Origin of the sequence: Corynebacterium marinum DSM 44953 (genome assembly GCF_000835165.1) — a bacterium.
Classification (GTDB): domain Bacteria; phylum Actinomycetota; class Actinomycetes; order Mycobacteriales; family Mycobacteriaceae; genus Corynebacterium; species Corynebacterium marinum.
Window position 1 is genome coordinate 1,005,072 of the sequence record NZ_CP007790.1, and the last position, 22,668, is coordinate 1,027,739.

Genomic DNA, 22,668 nt, shown 5'->3' on the forward strand with positions numbered 1-22,668 from the left:
CTAATTAAAGAGAATGTCGCGTGGGCAGCACCACGGCTACAGGCTGACGCGAAACACCCTGCGAGAAGAACCCTCTCGACAGGGTTACACACCATCCGGGAGTCGATAATCGGGGACCTGGTGGACGACGAAAAACGACACCGATCCAGCCTCATTACGAGGACTGATCGGTGTCATTTTCTGGGGCGCCGGTCAGGGTAATAAACCAAGTATGTGCTGGTCAATAAGCCAAGACCGCCACTTCACCTGGTGTCCCCGACAGGATTCGAACCTGCGACCTTTGGTACCGGAAACCAGTGCTCTATCCACTGAGCTACGGAGACATCGCGGTCATCCCTCAGCGGGGATGACAACGGTGAAAGTCTAGCACCTCCCCGGGTGGGAGTCCCAAATCACCCCGGTTGATCAGCGGTTGACGCCGTCGACGTCGGTGGTGGCTGTGCGGCCGGTGCGCAGGTACTCCACGACGGCCTCGTCGACGTCGGCGTTGCCCAGCCCGACGTGGCCGTGGCCGTTGCCGTGGACGGTGATGACGTGGGCGTCCATGGCGCCGGCGAGGTTGGTGTGGTGGGCGTAGGGGGTCTGCGGGTCGCCGGTGGCCTGGACGAGCAGGGGACGGGTGTCCAGCCGGGAGCCGTCGACGGCGGGCAGGGCGGCGACGGGCTCGGCGCCCGCACAGGCCGCGCCGGAAGTGAACATCGCGTTGGGTGCGGTGAAGATGTCGCCGGTGACGTAGTTGGTCCAGGCGTACCTGGGGGCGTCGGCGAGGTTGGCCGGATACTGGTTCTCGTTGCACATGATCAGCCGCTGTATGAACTGGGCGTTCACGGTGGCCAGGAGCTCATCCTCGGGCATCTGATCGACGAGTGCGTTGAAGTCCGGGAGGGCTTCCGTGCCGTTGATGGTGCGGGCGAGGGTGTCCCATGCGGTGGCCGTCGGCAGGATCTGGCGGGTGAGGCTCAGGGTGGGGGAGTTCGCCTGGTTGCCGCCGGTGGCGGCCTGGGAGCTCAGCCCCTGGGAGGAGACCGCGAAGGGGTTCACGGCGTTCATGACGTCCACGCCGGCGCTCTGGGAGGACTCGAGACCGGGCGGGAGGTCGCCGACGCGGGCGGGCGGCGGGACGACGGTGGGGTTGGTGCCGGACTCGGCGACGATCTTGCGCGACCAGGCCTGGTACACGGCGAGCGGGGTGTCGCCCAGGCCGTAGATGTCGTTGCGCTCGGCGGTCCAGGCCATGAAGTCGTGGAGGGAGTTCTCGTAGCCGGCCTGCTGGGAGCCCATGATGCCGTTCCAGGCCAGGCCGGGGTCCATGGCGGAGTCGAGGACGACACGGTCGGTGTTGCCGGGGTAGCGGGTGGCGTAGGCGGAGCCGAGGAAGGTGCCGTAAGACAGGCCCATGACGGAGATCTTGTCCCGGCCGAGGGCGTTGCGGACCCACTCCCAGTCGTCGACGGTGTTGTCGGTGGTCAGGGACGCGGTGTAACCGGGGGTCGCGGTTTCGCAGGCCTCGCGGATGAGTCCGCCCTAGCGGACGAAGAGATCGACGGGGTTGGCGGCGGCCCGGGCGTTGAGCTCGTCGTTGCAGTTGACCGGGGTGGAGCCGCGCAGGCCACGGGGTTGGACGGCCACGCGGTCCCATTCGTCGGTGATGCCCGCCGGCCAGGACATGGCCTCCGGGTTACCGAAGTAGGAGTACGCGTCGCCGCCGGGGCCGCCCGGGTTGCCGAAGAGGGTGCCCCGCGCGGTGCCGGAGGCGGCCGGAACCCGGACGAAGCCGACGGAGATGGTCGGGCCGGCCGGGTCGGAGTGGTGCATGGGCACGTCGATGCGCCCGCACTCGGCGGACGGGTCGGCGACCTGGGCGGGGCAGTCCTCCCACGTGATCGGCGGGGCTGATGCAGGGGCCGGGGCGGCGGAGCCCACCGGTGCCAGCCCGAGCAGTGCGACGGCGGTCAAGGTTGCGGCGAGGGGGCGGGTGAGGGTGCGCATGGGGGAAATCATCTCTTCGGCGGCATGAGGTACGACGAAACTTCAGGTCGGGGTACATGCTAACCGGGATCGGCGTGCTCCGGGCGGGTATCGGCCGGACGTCAGTGGGAGGGTCGTGCGTCGGTGCACTAGACTTTCTGCCCATGACACCTGCTGATCTTGCGTCCCTCATCCGGGAGACGGCCACCGGAGTGCTGGCTTCCCGTGACCTCGACACCTCCGTTCTTCCTGATCAGGTCGTGGTCGAGCGTCCCCGCAACCCGGAGCACGGCGATTACGCCACCAACCTGGCCCTGCAGGTGGCCAAGAAGGTGGGCGCCAACCCGCGCGAGTTGGCGACCTGGCTCGCCGAGGCGCTCGCGGCCGACCCCGCCGTCGACTCAGCGGAGATCGCCGGCCCGGGCTTCCTCAACATCCGCCTGGCCGCCGCGGCGCAGGGCGAGATCGTGGCGAAGATCCTCGAGGCCGGGGAGGAGTTCGGCCACGTGGACAGGTACCAGGGGCAGAAGATCAACCTGGAGTTCGTCTCCGCGAACCCGACCGGCCCGATCCACCTGGGCGGCACCCGCTGGGCGGCCGTCGGTGACTCACTGGGCCGCGTGCTCACCGCCGCCGGCGCCCAGGTCACCCGCGAGTACTACTTCAACGACCACGGCGGCCAGATCGACCGCTTCGCCCGCTCGCTGCTCGCGGCGGCGAAGGGTGAGCCCACGCCGGAGGACGGCTACGGCGGCGCGTACATCGGCGAGATCGCGCAGGCGGTCGTCGATAAGCAGCCGGACGCCCTGACCGGTTCGGACCCGCAGGAGACCTTCCGCGCCCTGGGCGTGGAGATGATGTTCGAGCACATCCGCGAGTCCCTCCACGAGTTCGGCACCGACTTCGACGTGTTCTTCCACGAGAACTCCCTGTTCGAGTCCGGCGCGGTCGACCGGGCGGTGCAGAAGCTGAAGGACAACGGCAACCTCTACGAGTCCGAGGGCGCGTGGTGGCTGCGCTCCACCAACTTCGGCGACGACAAGGACCGGGTGGTCATCAAGTCCGACGGCGAGGCCGCCTACATCGCCGGCGACATCGCCTACGTCGCCGACAAGTTCGACCGCGGCCACACCCTGGCCATCTACATGCTCGGCGCCGACCACCACGGCTACATCGCCCGCCTCAAGGCCGCCGCCGCGGCGCTGGGCTACGACCCCGACCAGGTCGAGGTGATGATCGGCCAGATGGTCAACCTGGTCCGCGACGGCCAGGCGATGCGCATGTCCAAGCGCGCCGGCAACGTGATCACCCTCGACGACCTCGTCGAGGCCATCGGCATCGACGCCGCCCGCTACTCCCTCATCCGCTCCTCGGTCGACTCCTCCCTCGACATCGACCTCGCGCTGTGGGCCTCCCAGTCCTCCGACAACCCCGTCTACTACGTGCAGTACGGCCACGCCCGCCTCTGCTCGATCGCCCGCAAGGCCGCCGAGCTCGGTGTGACCTACGACGGCGCGGACTTCGCCCTGCTCACCCACGAGCGGGAGGGCGACCTCATCCGCACCCTGGGCGAGTTCCCGGCCATCGTGCTCGGCGCCGCGGAATTGCGTGAACCGCACCGCGTGGCCCGCTACGCTGAAGAACTGGCGGGTGTCTTCCACCGCTTCTACGACAACTGCCAGATTCTGCCCAAGGCCGACGAAGAGGCCGCACCAATCCACACCGCCCGCCTCGCACTCGCCGCAGCCACCCGCCAGACCCTGGCCAACGCGCTCGGCCTGGTCGGTGTCTCTGCTCCGGAGAGGATGTAAGTCGATGACCGACTTCAACAACCTGCCTGCCCACGTCTGGCCGCGCAACGCGTGCCGCCAGGAGGACGGCGTGGTCACCATCGCGGGCGTGCCCCTGCCGGAGATCGCCGAGGACTACGGCACCCCCGTCTTCGTCGTCGACGAGGATGACTTCCGCTCCCGCTGCCAGGACATGGCCCGCGCCTTCGGCGGCCCGGAGAACGTCCACTACGCCTCCAAGGCGTTCCTGACCCGCACCGTCGCCCGCTGGGTCGACGAGGAGGGCCTCTCCCTCGACGTCGCCTCCCTCAACGAACTGAAGATCGCCCTGGCCGCCGACTTCCCGGCCGGGCGTATCACCGCACACGGCAACAACAAGGGCACCGCCTTCCTGCGGGCCTGCGTCACCGAGGGCGTCGGCCACGTCGTACTCGACTCCGAGCAGGAGCTCGTCGACCTCGACCTCATCGCCGCCGGCGCCGGCCGGGTGCAGAAGGTGATGATCCGCGTGAAGCCGGGCATCGAGGCCCACACCCACGAGGCCATCGCCACCAGCCACGAGGACCAGAAGTTCGGCTTCTCGCTGGCCTCCGGATCCGCGTTCCGCGCCGCCGAGGCCGCCATCCGCGCCGAGAACCTCGAGCTCGTGGGCCTGCACTGCCACGTCGGCTCCCAGGTCTTCGACGCCGAGGGCTTCACCATGGCCGCCGACCGCGTCCTCGGCCTGTACTCCAGGATCCACCGCGAGCTCGGCGTGCAGCTGCCCGAGCTCGACCTCGGCGGCGGCTACGGCATCGCCTACACCGAGGACGAGCAGCCCCTCAACGTCGACGAGGTCGCCCACGACCTGCTCACCGCCGTGGCCAAGACCGCCGCTGAGCTGGGTATCGACGCCCCCGTCGTCCTCGTCGAACCCGGCCGCGCCATCGCCGGCCCCGGCACCGTCACCGTCTACGAGGTCGGCACAGTCAAGGACGTCACCGTCGACGAGGGAGTCACCCGCCGTTACCTCTCCGTCGACGGTGGCATGTCCGACAACATCCGCCCCGCCCTCTACGGCTCGCTTTACGACGCCCGCGTGGTCAACCGCTTCACCGAGGCCGTCCCCGTCTCCTCCCGCCTGGTCGGCGCGCACTGCGAGTCCGGCGACATCCTGGTGCGCGGCGCCTCCTACCCGGCCGACATCGAGACCGGCGACCTGGTGGCCCTGGCCGCCACCGGCGCCTACGCCTACGCCATGTCCAGCCGCTACAACGCCTTCGGCCGCCCCGCCGTGGTCACCGTCCGCGCCGGCAAGACCAAGCTGATGCTGCGCCGCGAGACCGTCGAGGACATTCTGGCGCTGGAGGCCTAGCCTGCCGCCAAATTCTGGCGGGGCCGGACGGGTTAGCGGCCACCTGGGCCCTGGTCCAGGGCGACGTGCTGCGGTTGCCCGCCCGTGGAACGGCCGTGGCGGCCACACGGTTGCTCTTCGCGGCGCTGGTCGGCGTGGGCCACCCGTCTACTGGTGATGGAGCTGTCGGGCACCCCGCACTTCGACGTTCCCGGACTTATGGGGATGAGCACCCGGGGTCTGCGCCTGGGCGAGAGTCACCGCGTCCGGATCAGCGGCTGAGGACGCCGACCTCCCGGAACAGCTCCAGGACCGTAGTCAGGTGGATCTGGCCCAGGGGCAGGCCCAGGACGAGCGGGGGAAGCTCGGGGGAGGGCGACGGTTGTGCCGTGGCGTTCGCCCGGTCCACCGTGCCGGAGGCCTGCTCGGCGCACAGGCGCAGCTCGGCGCCGGCGGCGGCGGTCTCCGCGCTCGCCCCGGGGGTGCGCTCCCACGCCCGCTGCCAGGATTCCTCCGCCGGGACGGACAACTGCTCCCGGAGGTCGGCGAGCATGGGCGGCGCACCGGTGCGCAGTGAGGTTTCCAGGTCGGCCGCGGCGCGGTCGACGCTCATGGTCAACGGGGCGGTGCCCGCCCGGCGGAGGTCGTTGCGTTCCACGAGCACGCGCAGAGGGGCGGTGGCCTCATCCCCCCGGTAGCCCACGCGCTGGCCGGCGGCGTTGACCCAGTCGACGGCCTCCCGCACATGGACGGGCATCTCCGCCGATGCTTCGGAGGTCTTGTCCGCGTGCCAGCTCCGGGCCACAGCCATCTCCTCGGCGGCCGCCGGGATGTCCCGCAGGATTTCCGCGGACCAGTTGGCGGCGAACACGCCGGACAGCGCGAGGACGTCCTCCTGCTCGGTGGCGGTGCGCAGCACGGTGCACCTGGAACCGGCCGAGATGACCTCGGAGGCGGAGGCGGAGGGGACGTCGGCAAGCGGGGCGGCGAGCGGCGCGGTGAGGATCAGCGCCGCTGCGAGAGTGGTGCGGGCGGACACAGGGCGGCTCTTTCCGGGGCGGGAGAGGAGGTGGTGGCACCAGAATAATTAATCTCCGCAGATATGTCGAGAGGTGTGACCTATTTGAAACGCGACCACCCGCGGGCTGAGGGACCACCTCGCCCCCGGTAGGCTGGTCGGAGAAAGTTTCCGCCCCGGACCTGCGACACACCCCAGGAGAACAATGACCGAGAACAAGCAGCCCACGTACAACCCCGGCAAGGGAGCCGGCGAGCCGGTCGGCGTCGCCATTCTCGGCCACGGCACGGTCGGTTCCGAGGTGCTGCGGCTCATGGAGGAGAACTCCGACGCCTTCGCGCACCGCATCGGCGGCACGCTGGAGATCAAGGGCGTGGCAGTGTCCGACCTCGGCAAGCCGCGCGAGGGCGTGGACCCGGCGCTGCTCACCGACGACGCCATGGCCCTGATCAACCGGGACGACGTGGACATCGTGGTCGAGGTCATCGGCGGCATCGATTACCCGCGTGAACTGGTGCTTGCCGCGCTGCGTGCCGGGAAGTCCGTGGTCACCGCCAACAAGGCGCTCGTCGCGGCGCACGCCGACGAACTCGCCGCCGCCGCGGACGCCGCCAACGTCGACCTCTACTTCGAGGCCGCCGTCGCCGCCGCCATCCCGGTGGTCGGCATGCTGCGCCGCTCCCTGGCGGGCGACAACATCCTGCGCATCTCCGGTATCGTCAACGGCACCACCAACTTCATCCTCGACGCGATGGAGTCCACCGGCGCCACCTACGACGACGCCCTCGCCGAGGCCACCCGCCTCGGTTACGCGGAGGCTGACCCCACCGCAGACGTGGAGGGCCACGACGCCGCATCCAAGGCCGCGATCCTCGCCTCCCTGGGCTTCCACACCCGCGTCAAGTTCGACGACGTCCACTGCGAGGGCATCTCCAGCATCACCGCCGAAGACATCCAGGCCGCCCGCGACGCCGGCTACGTGATCAAGCTGCTGGCCATCTGTGAGCGCGTCACCGACGAGCAGGGCAACGAGTCCGTCGCCGCCAGCGTCCACCCGACCCTCGTCCCGAAGGAGCACCCGCTGGCATCCGTCAACGAGTCCTATAACGCCATCTTCGTCGAGGCGGAAGCCGCCGGGCGCCTCATGTTCTACGGCAACGGCGCGGGCGGTGCCCCCACCGCCTCCGCTGTGCTGGGCGACCTGGTCGGCGCCGCCCGCAACAAGGTCCACGGCGGCCGTGCCCCGGGCGAGAACACCTACGCCAACCTGCCCGTGGCGGACTTCGGCGACGTCACCACCCGCTACCACATCGACATGGAGGTGGAGGACCGGACGGGCGTGCTCGCCGAACTCGCCGCCATCTTCGCGGCGCGCGGCATCTCGCTCAAGACCATCCGCCAGGAGGAGTCCGGCGACAACGCCCGCCTCATCGTGGTCACCCACTCCGCCCGTGAGTCGAACCTCGCGGCCACCGTCGAGGAACTGCAGAAGATCTCCGCCGTCAAGGCCGTCAACAGCGTCATCCGCCTGATCTAGCGCAAAGGACACCGAGTCACTCATGAGCATTGAGCTCGAGGTGGGCACCAAGGCCACCGTCACCGTCCCCGGCTCCTCCGCGAACCTGGGGCCAGGTTTCGACACCCTCGGTCTGGCCCTGGGCATCTACGACACCGTCGAGGTGGAGGTCACCGAGTCCGGCCTCGAGGTGGAGGTGTACGGGGAGGGCGAGGAGGACCTTCCCCGCGACGGCTCCCACCTGGTGGTCAAGGCCATCCGCTCCGGCCTGCACGCGGCCAACGCGGAGGCCCCCGGGCTGCGGGTCGTCTGCACCAACGCCATCCCGCAGTCCCGCGGCCTGGGTTCCTCGGCGGCCGCCGCGGTGGCCGGCGTCGCGGCGGCGAACGCGTTGGCGGGCAGCCCGCTGACCTCCGAGCAGATCGTCCAGCTCTCCTCCGCTTTCGAGGGGCACCCGGACAACGCCGCCGCCTCCGTCCTCGGCTCGGCGGTCGTCTCCTGGACCACCACTCCCGTCGACGGGTCCCAGCCCGGGTACCGGGCGGTTGCCGTCGATGTCGACCCGCGTATCAGGGCCACCGCCCTCGTGCCGGATTTCCACGCCTCCACTCAGGCGGTCCGCCGGGTCCTGCCCAGCCACGTCACCCACACGGACGCGCGTTTCAACGTCTCCCGTGTGGCGGTGATGACCGTGGCGCTGCAGAACCATCCCGAGCTGCTGTGGGAGGGCACCCGCGACCGGCTCCACCAGCCGTACCGGGCCGACGTCCTGCCGGTGACCGCCGAATGGGTCAACCGCCTGCGCAACCGGGGCTACGCCGCCTATCTCTCCGGCGCCGGCCCGACCGTCATGGTGCTGTCCGTCGATCCGGTGGAGGGCAAGATCCTCGACCAGGCACGGGAGGACGGGCTGAAGGTCCACGAGCTCGAGGTCGCGGGCCCGGTGCGGGTGGAGACCTCCCGCGCCTGAGCGGCGCGGCGCCCCAGTTCCCGGTGAACTCCCGGGAATCCGGGTGGGGTGGGTGGGGCGCCCGGATCAGGAATCGGCGGTGTCCCGGTCCTTGTCCACCCTGATCACGCACGCGCCGTTGTCGGCGTAGGGCAGGAGAGTCAGCTCCGCCGGCCCTGGTCCGCCGCCCGGGCGTGAGCCGGTGGCCTCCCGGAGGAAACCCTCGTGGATCGCGCAGATGAAGGGGCTGGGCCGCTGGTCCCCGGTGACGAAGGGACAGGCGTGCAGCGAGAGCTGGGCGGCCTCGTTCTCGGGGGCGGAGACGACGGGATCGAAGCCCAGGTCCCGGAGCTTGACGTAGAGGAGGTCCACCACGTCGGGGACGCTTTCCGGGGCCCGGCCGGACACCTCCATCTTCCGGGCCCAGGTGCGGCCGATCTCCCTCGCCTTGCCCAGGGTCTCGGGGGTGAGCTGTCCGGTGTCGGCGACGACACCGGCCAGAACCTCGACCAGGGTCACATACTCCTGGGCGACGGCACGGTTGTCGGGCACCCGGACCCGGAAGACGAGGGAGGGGCGCCCCCGTCCCTCGGCCGGGGTGGTGGAGACGCGCACGGCGCCGCGCTCGATCAGTTCGTCCAGGTGTCCCCGGGCGGTGTTGACGTGCATCCCGAGTTTTTCGGCGATCTCGACGGAGCGGGCCCCCTGCGGGAAAGCCTGGAGGGCGTCCAGGACCTCCCGCTGTTTGAGACTCAGGGGGAGTGCCTCAGGGAAGAGGTCGAGGGCCGGGCGCGGTGCGGGAGCGTCCGTCATGGTGATCTTCTTCTTTCTGTCTCCGGTGTACCGGGTGGACACGAATCGCCAGGGCTTTGGTCACGCAGTCGACTGCCATTCCCGGTACCAGACCGAGATCGAGCACGGATCTGCGGGTGACCGGGACGGTGAGCCGGGTGTCGCCGATCGTCACTGTGACGATAGTGCCCGAGTGGGTCACTGATGCTACCACTGATTCTACGACCCCACGCCAGACGTTGCGCGCGGACTCCCTGGGTTCCTGTTCTCCGCCGGGCAGGCGGAGGGTGGTGGCCTCGGGAGGGAACACCGCCACCGCTGTGTCCCCCGGCAGGAGGGGGTCCTCCTCCGAAGCGGCGGGAATTCCCGTCACCGCCAGATCCTGCCCCTGGATACTGACCGTGTCAACTTCTCTGGTACTCACTGTGCCGGCGATCCGGGCCAGTCCGGCCAGCTCCGCGACATAGTCGTCCGGGGGGAGGTTGAGCAGCGTCGCGGTCGGGCCCGCGGCGCTGACCGCGCCGTGGTGGAGGACGACCAGGTGCTCGGAGAGCGTCGCGACGTCGACGGCGTCGTGGGTAACCAGCAGGGTGGTGCGGTCCTGGGCCGCGGCGCGCAGGACCCGCCGCCAGCGGGTGGCGGAGGCGGCATCGACGGCCGCCAGCGGCTCGTCGAGGATGAGGACCGCCGGCCGGGTGCCCAACGCGCGGACCAGGGCGACCTGCGCCGCCTGGCCGCCGGAGAGCGCGGGGACAGGGACGTCGGCGAGGGCGGCGAGGCCGGCGGCGTCGAGAAGCTCCGCGGTCAACGACCGGTCACGGGTGGCCATGGTGACGGCCCCGGCGACGGTGGCGGTGCGGGGCAGCCCCGGACGCTGGGTGAGCAGGACCACGCCGCGTTCGGACGCCGGGACGAAGCGGCTGCCGTCGACGGAGCGACCGCCGATGGCGACCTCCGCGCCCTGCAGCCGCCCGGCCACCAGCCCCATGAGCGTCGTCTTGCCGGAACCGTTGGGGCCCACCACAGCGGTGATGCGTCCGGCGGGGAAGACGGTGCCGTCGATGGTCACGGGCAGCCCGCCGGCGGGCGGGGAGGTCAGGGAGCGCAGCTTCTCCGTGTCCAACGCACCGATGGCACGGGCGCGGGGCCGGGGGGTGCGGCGAAGAGCGGAGGGTAGGGCGGCCAGGGCCAGCACCACGACGGCGCAGCAGATGAGGATCACGCCGAGGGCGTTGGCGCTACCCGGGTCGGTCTCGCGTTCCAGGTAGATGCCCAGCGGCATGGTGCGGGTGACTCCGGGCATGGATCCCGCAAAAGTCAGGGTGGTGCCGAACTCGCCGAGGGAACGGGCGAACGCGAGCCCGGCGCCCGTGGCCACGGCCGGCCCGACGGCGGGGAGGAGGACTTTGCGCAACACTTCCCCGGGACGCATCCCGAGGCCGGCGGCGCTGGCGGGTATCTCCGGGTCGACCTGACGCAGCGCCGCGTCGACGGCGACCACCACGAAGGGGAGAGCGATGAAGACGTGGGCGAGCACGACGCCGGGGAAGGCGAAGGCGAACTGGAGGCCGAGGACGTCCAGGAGCGGGGCGGTCACACCCCGTCTGCCGACGGCGGCCGTCAGCGCCAGACCGGCGACCACCGGCGGCATGGCCAGGGGGAGCATGACCAGCAGCCGGACCAGGCGGCCGCCGCGCGGCCACGAGCGGATGGCCAGCGCGAGCGGCACACCGAGCAGGGTGGTCAGCAGCGTCGCCCACGCGGCGGCGAGGAAGGTGACGCGCAACAGCTCGGCGGTGGCAGAGTCGCGCAGCACCTCGCCGAAACGTTCCCAGGGGACCCGGATCCCCAGCGCCAGGAGCGGACCGACAATGACCACGAGGGCGACTGCGCCGAGCACGGCCACCACCAGGGGGGTGCGGGCGGGCGCGGTTCTCACGGCTGCCCGGCCGGAGACCACCCGAACCGGGCCCAGATCTCCCCGGTCTCCTCGGCGGCGAGGGCGTTGACGAAACCGCGGGCGGCCTGCTTGTCGACGGCCGTCGCGGTCACCGCCGCCACCACCTCGTTCGGGTGCGCGGCGCTGCCGGGGATCTCGATGACATCGACCCCGTCGCCCGCGGAGAGGGCGTCGGTGCGGTAGACCCAGCCGGCGTCCGCCTCGCCGGAGACGACTTTGCCCAGGACGTCGGCGACCTGGTGCTCGAGGGAGGCGGGCTCGACCACGAGACCGGTGTCCGCCATGATGGCCTCCGCCGCCGCTCCGCAGGGGACCTGCGGGTCGCACAGGACGAAGGTGCTGCCCGCCAGATCAGTCACGGAGGTGATATCGGCCGGGTTACCCGCGGGGACCACCATGACCAGCGCATTGAGTGCCACGGACCGGGGGTCCTCGACGAGCCCCCGTCGCGCCGCTTCGTCCATGTTCTCCCGGTCGGCGGTGATGAGGACATCGCCGGGGGAACCGTCGGCCAGTTGCTGCACGAGGGTGGAGGATCCGGCGTAGACGGTGTTGAGCTCCGAGCTGCTCAGCTCGCGGAAGTCCGCGTCGAGCACGCGGGTGGAGGATGCGGAGAGCAGGGTCAGCGAGTCCGCGCCGGGCCCCGGGGCGCAGCCGGCGGGCAGCAGGCCCGCCCCGGCCAGGAAGACGGCGGCGGCGGTGGCGCGGGTCGGGCGCATGGTGGGAGACCTCCCGGGTCAAGGACAAAGGCCGGTACGTCAGACGTTAACGCACCGGCCCCGGTTGAGCGTGCGTCAGGCTCCGCGGGACGGGGTCTGGTTGCGCTCGTCGAGCTGTTCGGTGTGGGAGCGGATCGGCTCCCACGCGACGTGCTCCTTGACCGGCCCGGTGCGGGTGTCGCGGGAACGGTAGACCACGTACGGGCGGGTGGTGTAGCCGAGCGGCGCGGAGAAGGCGTGCACCAGACGGGTGAACGGCCAGAGCGCGATGAGCGTGAACCCGGCGATGACATGCACCTTGAACTCCCAGGGGACGTCCGCCATCAGCTCGGGCCGGGCCTGGAAGATGAACAGCTGGCGCAGCCACGGCGAGATGGTCTCGCGGTAGTCGTAGCCGTGCGGGCCGCCCAGCAGCTGCAGGGACACGGTGGCGAAGAAGCCCGAGAGCAGCGCCCCGCCGAGCAGGACGTACATGACCTTGTCCGACCTGGAGGTGGCCAGGAAGACCGAGCGGTTGACCACGCGGCGGTAGATCAGGCCGGCCAGTCCGAGGATCGCGGCGATGCCGGCGATCGTGCCGGGGTAGGTGGCGATCACGTGGTACATCTCGTCGCTGATGCCCACCGTCTCCGTCCAGGACTTGGGGATGGCCAGGCCCATGACGTGGCCGATGAACACGAAGAGGATCCCCCAGTGGAACAGCGGGGAGGACAGCCGGAGGAGCTTTGACTCGTAGATCTGGGAGGAATGGCTCGTCCACCCGAACTGGTCGGTGCGCCAGCGCCAGATGATGCCGATGACGAAAGCGGCGGCTGCCAGCCACGGGAAAGCCACCCACAGGAATTCATTGAAGTTGTCCATGGTGTGTCCTAAGTGATGTCCGGTTGAGCGGTGGGGAAGGGCAGGGGGGTACCGATGCCGACGAGTTCCGCCGGCGGGCCCGAACGGATGAGGTCGAGGTAGTTGTGGGTGGTCTCGGCGTCGATCTCAGGCAGCGCCATCGCGACCGCGACGACGAGGTGCGCGAACGGCGAGCCGATGCCGCTCAGGGCGGCGCGGAGCACCTCGAGCCCGTCGCGGTGCGCGGCGAGCAACTCGACGGTCTGCGCATGCTGATTACCCTCGGACAGCGCCACCGCCTCGAGGACGACGCAGAGGTGGTCGGGCAGTTCTTCGCGGCGTTCCTCGAATCCCAGCTGGGCCAGCGCCTGACGGAAGGCCAGGATGGCGGTGCCGCGTTGCCGGGTGTCGCCCACCGAGTAGTAGGAGAGGAACAAAGAGCAGCGGCGCCGCTGGTCGAAGGTGTCCACGTAGTGTTCCTCCATCCCGCGCAGGCCCAGGCCGCGGGCGGCGTCGGTGAACGCCGCGAACTCCGCCGCGATGGCCGGCGGCAGCTGATCGAGGTGCGTGTCGACGGCCGCGAGCTTCTCCGCGAGGTCCCCGCCAGGGTAGTCCAGCAGCAGGGAGGCCGCCATGGCGGTGATGCGCCGCTGGTCGTCGGTCACGGTCACCGGCCGGGTGATGTCGTCGGGGATGAGGCCGACGTGGGTGCGGGCCATGTCTACTCCTGGTCCTTGCGCGGCGGGAACATCCCGTCGGGCCGGTCGCCGTCCCAGCTGAGCAGGGAGACCTTTCCGGACGGTGCGGCGGCGTGGGTGGTGCAGGCCTCCGGGGCGCCCTCCCCGAGGTCGGGGAAGTTGAGGAGCGCGTCCGCGGGGTCGACGTCGCCGAAAGGATCGAGTGAGGTGATACCGCGCGGCGACTCGGGGGAGGCCGTCGGGATGACGTAGCGGTCGTCGTACTTGGCGATGCCGAGCAGACGGTACATCTGCTGGATCTCCTTGCCCGTCATGCCGACCGCCTCGGCGATCCGCTCCTGCGGTTCGTTGCCCAGGTTGAGGTCGCGCATGTAGGAACGCATGGCCACCAGGCGGCGCAGCGAACGCTCCACGGGGGCGGTGTCGCCGGCGGTGAACAACCCGGCGAGGTACTCCAGCGGGATGCGCATCGTCGACAGGGCGGTGAACAGGACCTTGTCGTCCTCGCCGTCGTTGCCGGAGGCGGTGACGGCGTCGACCACGGGCGAGAGCGGCGGGATGTACCAGACCATCGGCAGGGTGCGGTACTCCGGGTGCAGCGGCAGCGCCACCTCGTACTTGAAGATGAGGTCCCAGATCGGGGACTGCTGGGCCGCGTCGATCCAGGAGTGGGGGATGCCGGCCTGCTGGGCCGCATCGACGACGCGGGGGTCCCGCGGGTCGAGCAGGATCGACTTCTGCGCCTCGAAGAGGTCCTGCGGGTCTTCGGTGGCGGCGGCCTCGGCGACCCGGTCGGCGTCGTAGAGCAGGACGCCGAGATAGCGCAGGCGGCCGACGCAGGTCTCGGAGCAGACGGTCGGCTGGCCTACCTCGATGCGCGGGTAGCACAGCGTGCACTTCTCGGCCTTGCCGGACTTGTGGTTGAAGTAGACCTTCTTGTACGGGCAGCCGGAGACGCACATGCGCCAGCCGCGGCAGTGGTCCTGGTCGACCAGGACGATGCCGTCCTCCGTGCGCTTGTACATCGCGCCGGAGGGGCAGGAGGAGACGCAGGTCGGGTTGAGGCAGTGCTCGCAGATGCGGGGCAGGTAGAACATGAAGGAGTCCTCGATCTCCTTCTTCACCTCCAGGTTCATCTGGTGGAGGACCGGATCCTCGTCGAGAGTGGCGGAGGAGCCGCCGAGGTTGTCGTCCCAGTTGGAGGACCAGCTGATGGTGTCCATGGGACGTCCGTCGAGCTGGGAGACGGGCCGCGCGGTGGGCTGGGTGTTCTGGTTGCCCGGGGTGGACAGGAGCTTGTCGTACTCGTAGGTCCACGGCTCGTAGTAGTCGTGGATGGTGGGCAGCTTCGGGTTGTGGAAGATGTTGAACAGCTTGGACAGGCGGCCGCCCGAGCGGGGCTTGAGCTTGCCGGAGGAGGTGCGGGTCCAGCCGCCCTCCCACTTGTCCTGGTCCTCCCAGCCGCGGGGGTAGCCCACCCCGGGCCGGGTCTCGACGTTGTTGAACCAGATGTACTCGGTGCCTTCGCGGTTGGTCCACGCCTGCTTGCACGTGACCGAACAGGTGTGGCAGCCGATGCACTTGTCCAGGTTCATGACCATGGCGATCTGAGCCATAACCTTCATTAGAACTGCACCTCCTGGGAGCGGCGACGGATGCGGGTGACCTCGTCGCGGTTGTTGCCGGTGGGGCCGATGTAGTTGAAGCCGTAGGTCAGGTGGCCGTAGCCGCCAGCGACATGCACCGGTTTGATCATGATGCGGGTCAGCGAGTTGTGGGTGCCGCCGCGGCGGCCCGTGTTCTCGTTCAGGGGAGTGCCCACGGTGCGCTCCTGGGCGTGGTTCATGATCGCCGTGCCCTCCGGGATGCGGTGGGAGACGATCGCCCGGGCGGAGACGATGCCGTTGCGGTTGTAGAGCTCGACCCACTCGTTGTCGGCGACCCCGAGCTTGGCGGCGTCCTTGTCGGACATCCACACCACCTGGCCGCCGCGGGAGATCGACAGCAAATGCAGGTTGTCGAAGTACTGCGAGTGGATCGACCACTTGTTGTGCGGGGTGAGGTAGCGCACGGTGATCTCCGGGTTCCCGTCCTCGCCGCGCACGAGCTCACCCGGGTTGTTCTCGCCGTTGAGGTGCAGGCGGTCCAACGGCGGCCGGAACACGGGCAGAGCCTCCCCGTAGTCCAGGTACCAGTCGTGGTCGAGGTAGTAGTGCATTCGGCCCGACAGTGTGTGGAAGGGCTTGTCGTACTCGATGTTGATGGAGAAGGCGGTGTAACGGCGGCCGTTGCGCTTGTCGCCCGTCCACTCCGGCGAGGTCAGGACCTCCACGGGACGTTCCTTCACCCGGTCCCAGTCGATGCGGGTGCCCACGTTGTCCTCGATGAGGTCCGACATGTCGGTGCCCACCCGGTTGCCCTGGTTCCGGAAGCCCTCCTCGGCGACCGCGCCGTTCGACACGCCCGACAGGTGCAGGATCATCTCGATGACCTTGATGTCGGTGTCCAGGTCCGGGAGCGTGCCGGCCATGGAGGTCTCCGAGGTGCCGTTCTTCACGCCGAGCTCCTCGACCTGCCTGGCCACGTTGTACGGCGTGCCGTGCACGCCCGTGCCCTTCTCCCCGGTGAGCGGCCCGAGGTGGGTCCACTTCTCGAAGATCTTGGTGTAGTCACGCTCCACGGGGATGAGCTTGGCCATCGTCTGGCCCGGGATCAGGCCCGTCTCGGCGATATCGGGGACGACGCCGTTGGGCATGCTCAGCTCGTCCGGGGAGTCGTGTCCCAGCGGGGCGGAGATGACGTCCGTCTGGGTGCCCAACCAGCGCACCGCCTGCTGGGACACCGACTTCGTCAGGTCGCGGAAGACCTCGAAGTCGGTGCGCGCCTCCCACGGCGGGTTGATCGCGGCGTTGAAGGAGTGGATGAACGGGTGCATGTCTGTGGTGGACAGGTCGTGCTTCTCGTACCAGGTCGCGGCCGGCAGGACGATGTCCGAGACCAGGGTCGTCGACGTGTTCCGGAAGTCCGTCGTCAGCATCAGGTCGAGCTTGCCGGTGGGGGCCTCGTCGCGCCACCGGATGGACTCGGGGCGCTCGTGCGGCTCGAGCTCCTTCGCTGTGGCGTCCGAGTCCACCCCCAGCATGTGCCGCAGGAAGAACTCGGTGCCCTTGGCGGAGGAGCCCATGAGGTTGGTGCGCCAGTTGAGCAGGATGCGCGGCCAGTTCTCCGGGGCATCCGGGTCCTCCGCGGCGAACTGCATGTTCCCGCTCTCCAGCTCGGAGACGATGTAGTCCTTGACGTCCATGCCCTTGTCCCGGGCCTCGTCGGCCAGCAGCAGCGGGTTGCGGTTGAACTGCGGGTAGGCCGGCATCCAGCCGCGCTTCATCGACTCGATGAGCGTGTCGGACAGCGACTTGGTGCCCACCGCGCCGCGGTTGGCCAACGGGGAGGCCAGGCGGGCGGCCTTGGAGTTGTCGTAGCGCCACTGGTCGGTGGTCAGGTAGTAGAAGCCGGTGGTGATCATCTGGCGCGCCGGGCGCTGCCAATCCAGGGCGAAGGCGTACTGGGACCAGCCGTTCATCGGGCGCAGCTTCTCCTGGCCGACGTAGTGGGCCCAGCCGCCGCCGTTGACTCCCTGTGTGCCGCACATGGAGGTCAGGGCGAGGAAGGTGCGGTAGATGTTGTCGGCGTGGAAGTAGTGGTTGACGCCGGCGCCCATGATGATCTGGCTGCGGCCGTTCGAGTCGTCCGCGTTCTGGGCGAACTCGCGTCCGATGCGGATGGCGGCGTTGGCCGGCACGCCGGTCAGTTCCTCCTGCCAGGCGGGGGTGCCCGGCGAGGTGGCGTCGTGGAAGTCGGCCGGCCACTGGCCCGGCAGGTTCAGCTCGGGGCGGGCGACGCCGTAGTGCGCGAGCATGACGTCGAAGACCGTGGTGACCTTGTGGCCGTCAATCTCGCGGTAGGGGACGCCGCGGCGGACCACGCCCGCGCCGATCGGGCCGGTGCCGTCGATGTCCGCCGGGTCCGCGTCGAGGTCGAAGCGGGGGAAGAGCACCTCCGCGGTGCCGAACTCGCCGGTCTCGGCGACGGACATGACGGATTCGACGCCGTCCTGCCGCAGGTTCCACTTGCCCACCCCGGCGTCGCCGTAGCGGTCGGCCACGGTGCCGCCGGGGTCGGCGACGCTGCCGTCGGGTTGCATGGTCAGCAGGCGGTGGGTGGCGTTGGCGGAGTCGCGCAGTTCGGTGTGGGCCGGCGACGCGTCGTCGAGAAGCGAGGCGGTGAGGAACTTGCCCGGGGTGAGCGTGCCGTCCTCGCGCTCGTCCAGCGCGATGAGGAACGGGGCGTCGGTGTACTTGCGCATGTAGTTGATGAAGTACGGCGTCTGCCGGCCCACGTGGAATTCGGAGAGGATGACGTGGCCCATGGCGAAGGCCAGGGCGGCGTCGGTGCCCGGGTTGATGCGCAGCCACTCGTCGGCGAACTTCGTGCTGTCGGCGAAGTCCGGGGAGACGACGACGACCTTGGTGCCGTTGTAGCGGGTCTCCACCATGAAGTGGGAGTCCGGGGTACGGGTGACCGGGATGTTGGAGCCCCACATCATGAGGTAGGAGGAGTTGTACCAGTCACCGGACTCCGGTACGTCGGTCTGGTCGCCGAAGGTCTGCGGGGAAGCGGGCGGTAGGTCGGCGTACCAGTCGTAGAAGGACAGGGCGACGCCGCCGATCATCTGCAGGAAACGGGTGCCCGCGCCGTAGGAGACCTGCGACATCGCGGGGATGACCGTGAAGCCGGCGATACGGTCCGGCCCGTACTGGCGGATGGTGTAGGTGTGGGCGGCGGCCGCGATCTCGATGGCCTCCTCGTAGGTGATGCGGATGAGGCCGCCCTTGCCGCGCTGGGAGACGTAGGCGTGGCGCTTCTCCGGGGTCTCGACGATCTCGCGCCAGGCCAGGACCGGGTCGCCGAGCCGCGCCTTGGCCTCGCGGTACATGTCCACGAGAACGCCGCGGGCGTAGGGGTAGCGGACACGCGTGGGGGAGTAGGTGTACCAGGAGAACGAGGCTCCGCGGGGGCAGCCGCGCGGCTCGTAGTCGGGCATGTCCGGGCCGGTCGAGGGATAGTCCACGGCCTGGGACTCCCAGGTGATCACGCCGTCCTTGACGTAGACCTTCCAGGAGCAGGAACCCGTGCAGTTCACGCCGTGCGTGGAGCGGACCATCTTGTCGAAGGACCAGCGGTTGCGGTAGAAGATGTCCGCCTGGCGGCCGCCCTTGAGGAAGAGCTGCTGACCGCTCTCGGTCATCTCGCCCTTGCGGAGGAAGCTCCCGAACTTGAACAACGGGTTGGCTGCGGTGGTTGTCATCAAAATATCCTTTGCTCTTCGGGTCGGTGGTTCAGCCCGGGAACGGGGCGTTGGGGCGGGCGTAGTAGATCCAGACGAGGGCGGTGGCGACCGCGAAGAACACCACGCAACCCCAGAAGAAGATCACCGGGGCCATCAGCGACAGCAGGACGCCGACGATGAACGGGCCGAAGGCGCCGATCGCGCCGGTCCAGCCGATCACGCCGCCGGCCTGGCGCTTGGGCAGGATCATCGGCATCTGCTTGAAGGTGCCGGCGTTGCCCAGGCCGGTGAAGAAGAACATGATGAGCATCGACCCGAGGAACCAGATGTACTGGTCCGGGGAGTCCGGGGTGAGGAACAGCGCGGCGATCGCGGTGAACACGGTCATGCCCGCACCGCCGATGAAGGTCCAGACGGCGCCGCCGTATTTGTCGCACAGCGGGCCCCACATGGCGCGGACGAGGGCGCCGATGAACGGGCCGATGAAGGCGTAGGCGGCGCCGCGGGGCAGGTCCTCCACCGCGTAGGTGGCGGCGAACTCGGAGCCGGAGCCGAAGACGTTGTTGATGATCAGCGCCAGCTGGGCGGCGAAGCCGGAGAAGGCGCCGAAGGTCATCAGGTAGACGGCGGTGAGGATCCAGGTGTTCTTGTTGCCGAAGATGTCGATCTGCTGACGGAAGTTGGCCTTGACCGGAACGTCCTTGAGGAGAACCCAGGCGACGACCGCCATGATGATCGCCCACGGCACCATGACGATGGCGGGGTTGTGCACGAAGAGGGCTTCCCCGTCCCCGGAACGCTGCGGGGCGACGAAGCCGATGCCCAGGAGGGTGACACCCATGAGCCACGGGGCGATCAGCATGATGAAGGACATGCCGAAGTTGCCCAGGCCGGCCTGCAGGCCCAGCGCCGTGCCGGACAGCCTCTTCGGGAAGAAATAGCCGGTCGAGGGCATGAATCCGGAGAACACGCCGCCGCCGATGCCCGTGATGAACGCCAGGACGAGCAGCCACCAGTAGGGGGTGTCGGTGTTCTGGACCGCGAAGTACCAGCCGAACATCGGGATGATGAACAGCAGCGAGGACATGGAGACCAGGCGGCGGGTGCCCATCGTCGCGGGGAGGAACATGAACACCAGGCGGAAGAGGCCGCAGGCGAGGCCGGGGATGGAGGTGAGCCAGTAGAGCTGGGTGGTGCTCAGGTCGAAACCGATCGAGTTGAGGACCGGCGCGATAGCGGACACGAGGTACCAGGTGGCGAAGCCGATGAACAGGATGATCGTGGAGACCCACAGGGTCCGCCACGCGATGGAGGAGTCCCAGCTCTCCTCGTGTTCCGGGTCCCAGCCTTGCAGGACGCGGCCTTCTGTGTTGAGTGTCGTACTCATGTAGTCCTCACTAAACAGGGGCGTTCATTCGATGAGAATCGGTGGTTAAATGAAACGATATAACCAATAGGTTGCAATATCCTAAATTTAACCGAGAATTTCCGTTTAATTTGGTTTGAAGGGTGTGTCGCTGGTCCCTTATCTTCCGTCGGCACCGTCGGCGGAGAGGGTTTGCCGTGCGGGCGGCCGCCCCTCACCTGTGAATCATTATGGCCCAGATCACAACTGTCCGCCGGGAAAGGGGACTGGATATGACAAATAATCTCACTGGTGCCGTCATCGTGGTCTCCGACCGCATCGTCGACGGACTGCGGGAGGACAAGGCCGGCCCGGTCGCCCGCCGGCTGCTGGCGGACGCCGGGGTCGAGGCGGAGGTGGTCACCGTGGGGGAGGGGCTCGAGGAGGTGTCCCGCGCGCTCGCCGACGCCCGCTCCCGCGGCCGCCGCGTCATCGTCACTGTCGGCGGGACCGGGCTGGGGCCCCGGAACCAGACCCCCGAGGCCACCGCCCCCCTGCTGGAGGTCCGCCTCGACGGGCTGGTCACGCAGGTGCTGATCCAGGGGCTGGCCTCCACCGGCCAGGCGGGGCTGTCGCGGGCGCTCATCGGCCTGACGGGGCGGGGTCCGGGCGACGCGCTCATCATCAACTCCCCGGGTTCCGCCGGCGGGGTCAACGACACTCTCGGCGTGGTCTGCCCCCTGCTGCCGAACATCTTCGAGCGGATCGGGTGACCCGGACGTGGCCCAGGGACTGCCCCGGGCCACGTCCGGGGTCAGTCCGCCAGCTCGCCGTAGACCACGCTGCCGCCGCCGGCCCATCCCACGGCGTCGGAGATGCCGCTCCGCTCGCCGGCGATGACGTTCCGCAGCCTCCGGAGGGCGACCGTTTCGGCCCATTCCCGCTGCTCGATGCCGATGTGCCGGCGGCCCAGCTTGTGTGCCACAGCCGAGGTCGTGCCGGATCCCAGGTGGTAGTCGAGCACGGTGTCGCCCTCCTCGGTGAACCATTCGATGAGCAGCTGCAGGAGTGACTCCGGCTTCTTGCCGTTGCGGAAGCTCACTCCGCCTTCCGCGGCCACCCGGTTGTAGGCCGCGTGGACGTCGAGGAAATTCGGGCGGGGAAGCCTCGTGTGCGTCGAGGACTGCGGCACCCCCTGGAAGTAGGAGGCGTTCCGGTTGCCCTCCTTCGGGGTGTGGAAGTAACGGTGGCCCAGCCCGTCGTCGCCGATGCCGGGGACGGAGATGAGCGTCATCGGCGGGAGGCCGAGGGGCTCCAGGTGCGTGACCCAGAAGCGGCCCGACGAGTTCTTCTCCCGCAGCGACCCCCGGATGGAGTGGGTGCGGAAGTCCCCGTGGCCCGGCCCGGCGTCGACTTTGCGCCATTCGCCGGGGGCGTGGACGGTGCAGGCGCGCCCGCCCAGCGTGAGCGGCGTTCCCGGGCCGGTGGCCTCCACCCGCCAGCGGTAGTCGGCCGGATCCCTCTCACGCACGCGGCCCGGCATGCGGAAGCGGGGGTCCGGGGAGTAGACGAGGATCTGCTCGACCACGTCGTTGAACTGCTTATCCGCGGTCAGCGCCCGGTCCGGGTGGCGGACCAGGGCGTGGATGACCGCGACCTTGTGCAGCCCCTCGTGCTGGTCCAGCATCACCTCGAGGTAGGCGGACTGGTGAAAGCTGCACTGGATGACGAAGGCGGCGTCGCCGCGCAGGAGGGGGAGGGCGGCGTCGACACGCTCGCGCACGAAGCTGAGCCAGTCGGCCCGGCTGCGACGGTCGGGGTAGAGGTAGTCCGAGCTGCCCGTGTTGTAGGGCGGGTCGATGTAGACCAGCCGCACGCAGGCGCCGACGAGGGGGTGCAGCGCGCGCAGCGCCGGGAGGTTGTCGCCGCGCACCACCAGGTTATCCTGCTCCGTCGGGGCGTCGACCGGCTCCACGGTTGACCGGGTGTGGCGGCGCAGTCCGGTCAGCCGCCCCGGCCGGGACGGCGTGCGGGTGTCCATCCCCTGCCAGATGAGTCGGACGTCATCGCGCGGGGGAGGGCTGGGCATGGGCCGAGTCTAGCGGGCCCGCGGGATTCCTCAGGCGGTTCTGGTGAACTTCAGGCGCCAGTCGCGCGGGCCCTCCTGCAGGTAGGCCACGTCGAAAGTCTCCTCGCGGGCCCCGATCTCCTCGAGTAGGGGCAGGGGGTTGTGCGGGGCGATGAGGATGAGTGACTCGCCGACGCCCCGGGAGCCGAGCGCGCCGTGGATGGCGCCGTGGCGCACCGCGTGGGGGATGATGGCGGCGTTGAGGGTCGGAACGTCGTCGACCTCGCGGGCGTCGGTGAGGGGCAGCTGCATGATCATGTGGGGT

The 22,668-nt window shown here is 69.3% G+C and carries 16 protein-coding genes, 1 tRNA gene and 1 pseudogene; 5 read left to right on the plus strand and 13 right to left on the minus strand.

Annotated elements, in window-relative coordinates:
- Positions 1-247: 247 nt before the first annotated feature.
- Positions 248-323: transfer RNA gene (locus B840_RS04850), tRNA-Arg, on the minus strand.
- A gap of 82 nt (positions 324-405) precedes the next feature.
- Positions 406-1,989: pseudogene (locus tag B840_RS04855) on the minus strand (alpha/beta hydrolase).
- A gap of 143 nt (positions 1,990-2,132) precedes the next feature.
- On the opposite strand from B840_RS04855, the gene argS reads away from it, so the two are divergent.
- Together argS and lysA are read left to right on the plus strand one after the other, a co-directional pair.
- A complete protein-coding gene (gene argS / locus B840_RS04860) occupies positions 2,133-3,779 on the plus strand; it encodes an arginine--tRNA ligase (RefSeq protein ID WP_042621205.1) in 1,647 nt (548 codons plus the stop codon).
- A 4-nt stretch (positions 3,780-3,783) separates the two neighbouring features.
- A complete protein-coding gene (gene lysA, locus B840_RS04865; protein WP_042621206.1) occupies positions 3,784-5,112 on the plus strand; it encodes a diaminopimelate decarboxylase in 1,329 nt (442 codons plus the stop codon).
- A gap of 250 nt (positions 5,113-5,362) precedes the next feature.
- On the opposite strand, the gene B840_RS04870 is transcribed toward lysA, so the two are convergent.
- Positions 5,363-6,130, minus strand: coding sequence for a hypothetical protein (locus B840_RS04870; protein WP_042621207.1), 768 nt, complete (start codon positions 6,128-6,130; stop codon positions 5,363-5,365).
- 184 nt (positions 6,131-6,314) lie between these two features.
- Here B840_RS04870 and B840_RS04875 point away from each other — a divergent pair, with 184 nt between their 5' ends.
- Together B840_RS04875 and thrB are read left to right on the plus strand one after the other, a co-directional pair.
- Complete coding sequence (locus tag B840_RS04875) at positions 6,315-7,646, plus strand: homoserine dehydrogenase (RefSeq protein ID WP_042621208.1); 1,332 nt, start codon at positions 6,315-6,317, stop codon at positions 7,644-7,646.
- A 22-nt stretch (positions 7,647-7,668) separates the two neighbouring features.
- Positions 7,669-8,595, plus strand: coding sequence for a homoserine kinase (thrB, locus tag B840_RS04880; protein WP_042621209.1), 927 nt, complete (start codon positions 7,669-7,671; stop codon positions 8,593-8,595).
- Positions 8,596-8,661: 66 nt separating this feature from the next.
- Here thrB and B840_RS04885 read toward each other — a convergent pair whose 3' ends face one another.
- The 8 genes from B840_RS04885 to B840_RS04920 form a co-directional block, all read right to left on the minus strand.
- Positions 8,662-9,387 (minus strand): helix-turn-helix transcriptional regulator, encoded by a 726-nt coding sequence (locus B840_RS04885; protein ID WP_042621210.1) that lies wholly within the window; start codon positions 9,385-9,387, stop codon positions 8,662-8,664.
- Positions 9,341-11,305, minus strand: coding sequence for an ATP-binding cassette domain-containing protein (locus tag B840_RS04890; protein WP_229676576.1), 1,965 nt, complete (start codon positions 11,303-11,305; stop codon positions 9,341-9,343). The genes B840_RS04885 and B840_RS04890 overlap by 47 nt, the downstream gene beginning before the upstream one ends.
- Complete coding sequence (modA, locus tag B840_RS04895) at positions 11,302-12,045, minus strand: molybdate ABC transporter substrate-binding protein (protein ID WP_042621212.1); 744 nt, start codon at positions 12,043-12,045, stop codon at positions 11,302-11,304. Before modA ends, B840_RS04890 begins: the two co-directional genes overlap by 4 nt.
- 75 nt (positions 12,046-12,120) lie before the next feature.
- Complete coding sequence (gene narI / locus B840_RS04900; protein WP_042621213.1) at positions 12,121-12,906, minus strand: respiratory nitrate reductase subunit gamma; 786 nt, start codon at positions 12,904-12,906, stop codon at positions 12,121-12,123.
- An 8-nt stretch (positions 12,907-12,914) separates the two neighbouring features.
- On the minus strand, positions 12,915-13,604 hold the full coding sequence (gene narJ, locus B840_RS04905) for a nitrate reductase molybdenum cofactor assembly chaperone (RefSeq protein ID WP_042621214.1): 690 nt from the start codon (positions 13,602-13,604) through the stop codon (positions 12,915-12,917).
- Between the two features lie 2 nt (positions 13,605-13,606).
- The gene (narH, locus tag B840_RS04910; RefSeq protein ID WP_042621215.1) at positions 13,607-15,208 is read right to left on the minus strand and encodes a nitrate reductase subunit beta; all 1,602 of its coding nucleotides are present in this window, start codon (positions 15,206-15,208) and stop codon (positions 13,607-13,609) included.
- Entirely contained in the window at positions 15,208-18,948 is a 3,741-nt protein-coding gene (locus B840_RS04915) for a nitrate reductase subunit alpha (RefSeq protein ID WP_042621216.1), read from the minus strand. The genes narH and B840_RS04915 overlap by 1 nt, the downstream gene beginning before the upstream one ends.
- 31 nt (positions 18,949-18,979) lie before the next feature.
- On the minus strand, positions 18,980-20,317 hold the full coding sequence (locus B840_RS04920; RefSeq protein ID WP_042621217.1) for a nitrate/nitrite transporter: 1,338 nt from the start codon (positions 20,315-20,317) through the stop codon (positions 18,980-18,982).
- A 251-nt stretch (positions 20,318-20,568) separates the two neighbouring features.
- Here B840_RS04920 and B840_RS04925 point away from each other — a divergent pair, with 251 nt between their 5' ends.
- Positions 20,569-21,048, plus strand: a complete 480-nt coding sequence (locus B840_RS04925) for a molybdopterin-binding protein (RefSeq protein WP_042621218.1) — start codon at positions 20,569-20,571, stop codon at positions 21,046-21,048.
- Positions 21,049-21,089: 41 nt separating this feature from the next.
- Here the strand turns inward: B840_RS04925 and B840_RS04930 are convergent, their stop codons facing one another.
- A complete protein-coding gene (locus tag B840_RS04930) occupies positions 21,090-22,364 on the minus strand; it encodes a DNA methyltransferase (RefSeq protein WP_042621219.1) in 1,275 nt (424 codons plus the stop codon).
- Positions 22,365-22,394: 30 nt separating this feature from the next.
- Positions 22,395-22,655: a DUF2249 domain-containing protein gene (locus tag B840_RS04935; protein WP_042622531.1), complete on the minus strand. Its 261-nt coding sequence runs from the start codon at positions 22,653-22,655 to the stop codon at positions 22,395-22,397.
- Between the last annotated feature and the right edge of the window lie 13 nt (positions 22,656-22,668).

Bases quoted from the DNA above. Each gene is read 5' to 3' on its own strand.
- argS (WP_042621205.1), top strand. From the start codon at position 2,133: ATGACACCTGCTGATCTTGCGTCCCTCATCCGGGAGACGGCCACCGGA.
- lysA (WP_042621206.1), top strand. From the start codon at position 3,784: ATGACCGACTTCAACAACCTGCCTGCCCACGTCTGGCCGCGCAACGCG.
- B840_RS04875 (WP_042621208.1), top strand. From the start codon at position 6,315: ATGACCGAGAACAAGCAGCCCACGTACAACCCCGGCAAGGGAGCCGGC.
- thrB (WP_042621209.1), top strand. From the start codon at position 7,669: ATGAGCATTGAGCTCGAGGTGGGCACCAAGGCCACCGTCACCGTCCCC.
- B840_RS04885 (WP_042621210.1), bottom strand. From the start codon at position 9,387: ATGACGGACGCTCCCGCACCGCGCCCGGCCCTCGACCTCTTCCCTGAG.
- modA (WP_042621212.1), bottom strand. From the start codon at position 12,045: ATGCGCCCGACCCGCGCCACCGCCGCCGCCGTCTTCCTGGCCGGGGCG.
- narI (WP_042621213.1), bottom strand. From the start codon at position 12,906: ATGGACAACTTCAATGAATTCCTGTGGGTGGCTTTCCCGTGGCTGGCA.
- narJ (WP_042621214.1), bottom strand. From the start codon at position 13,604: ATGGCCCGCACCCACGTCGGCCTCATCCCCGACGACATCACCCGGCCG.
- narH (WP_042621215.1), bottom strand. From the start codon at position 15,208: ATGAAGGTTATGGCTCAGATCGCCATGGTCATGAACCTGGACAAGTGC.
- B840_RS04915 (WP_042621216.1), bottom strand. From the start codon at position 18,948: ATGACAACCACCGCAGCCAACCCGTTGTTCAAGTTCGGGAGCTTCCTC.
- B840_RS04920 (WP_042621217.1), bottom strand. From the start codon at position 20,317: ATGAGTACGACACTCAACACAGAAGGCCGCGTCCTGCAAGGCTGGGAC.
- B840_RS04925 (WP_042621218.1), top strand. From the start codon at position 20,569: ATGACAAATAATCTCACTGGTGCCGTCATCGTGGTCTCCGACCGCATC.
- B840_RS04930 (WP_042621219.1), bottom strand. From the start codon at position 22,364: ATGCCCAGCCCTCCCCCGCGCGATGACGTCCGACTCATCTGGCAGGGG.
- B840_RS04935 (WP_042622531.1), bottom strand. From the start codon at position 22,655: ATGCAGCTGCCCCTCACCGACGCCCGCGAGGTCGACGACGTTCCGACC.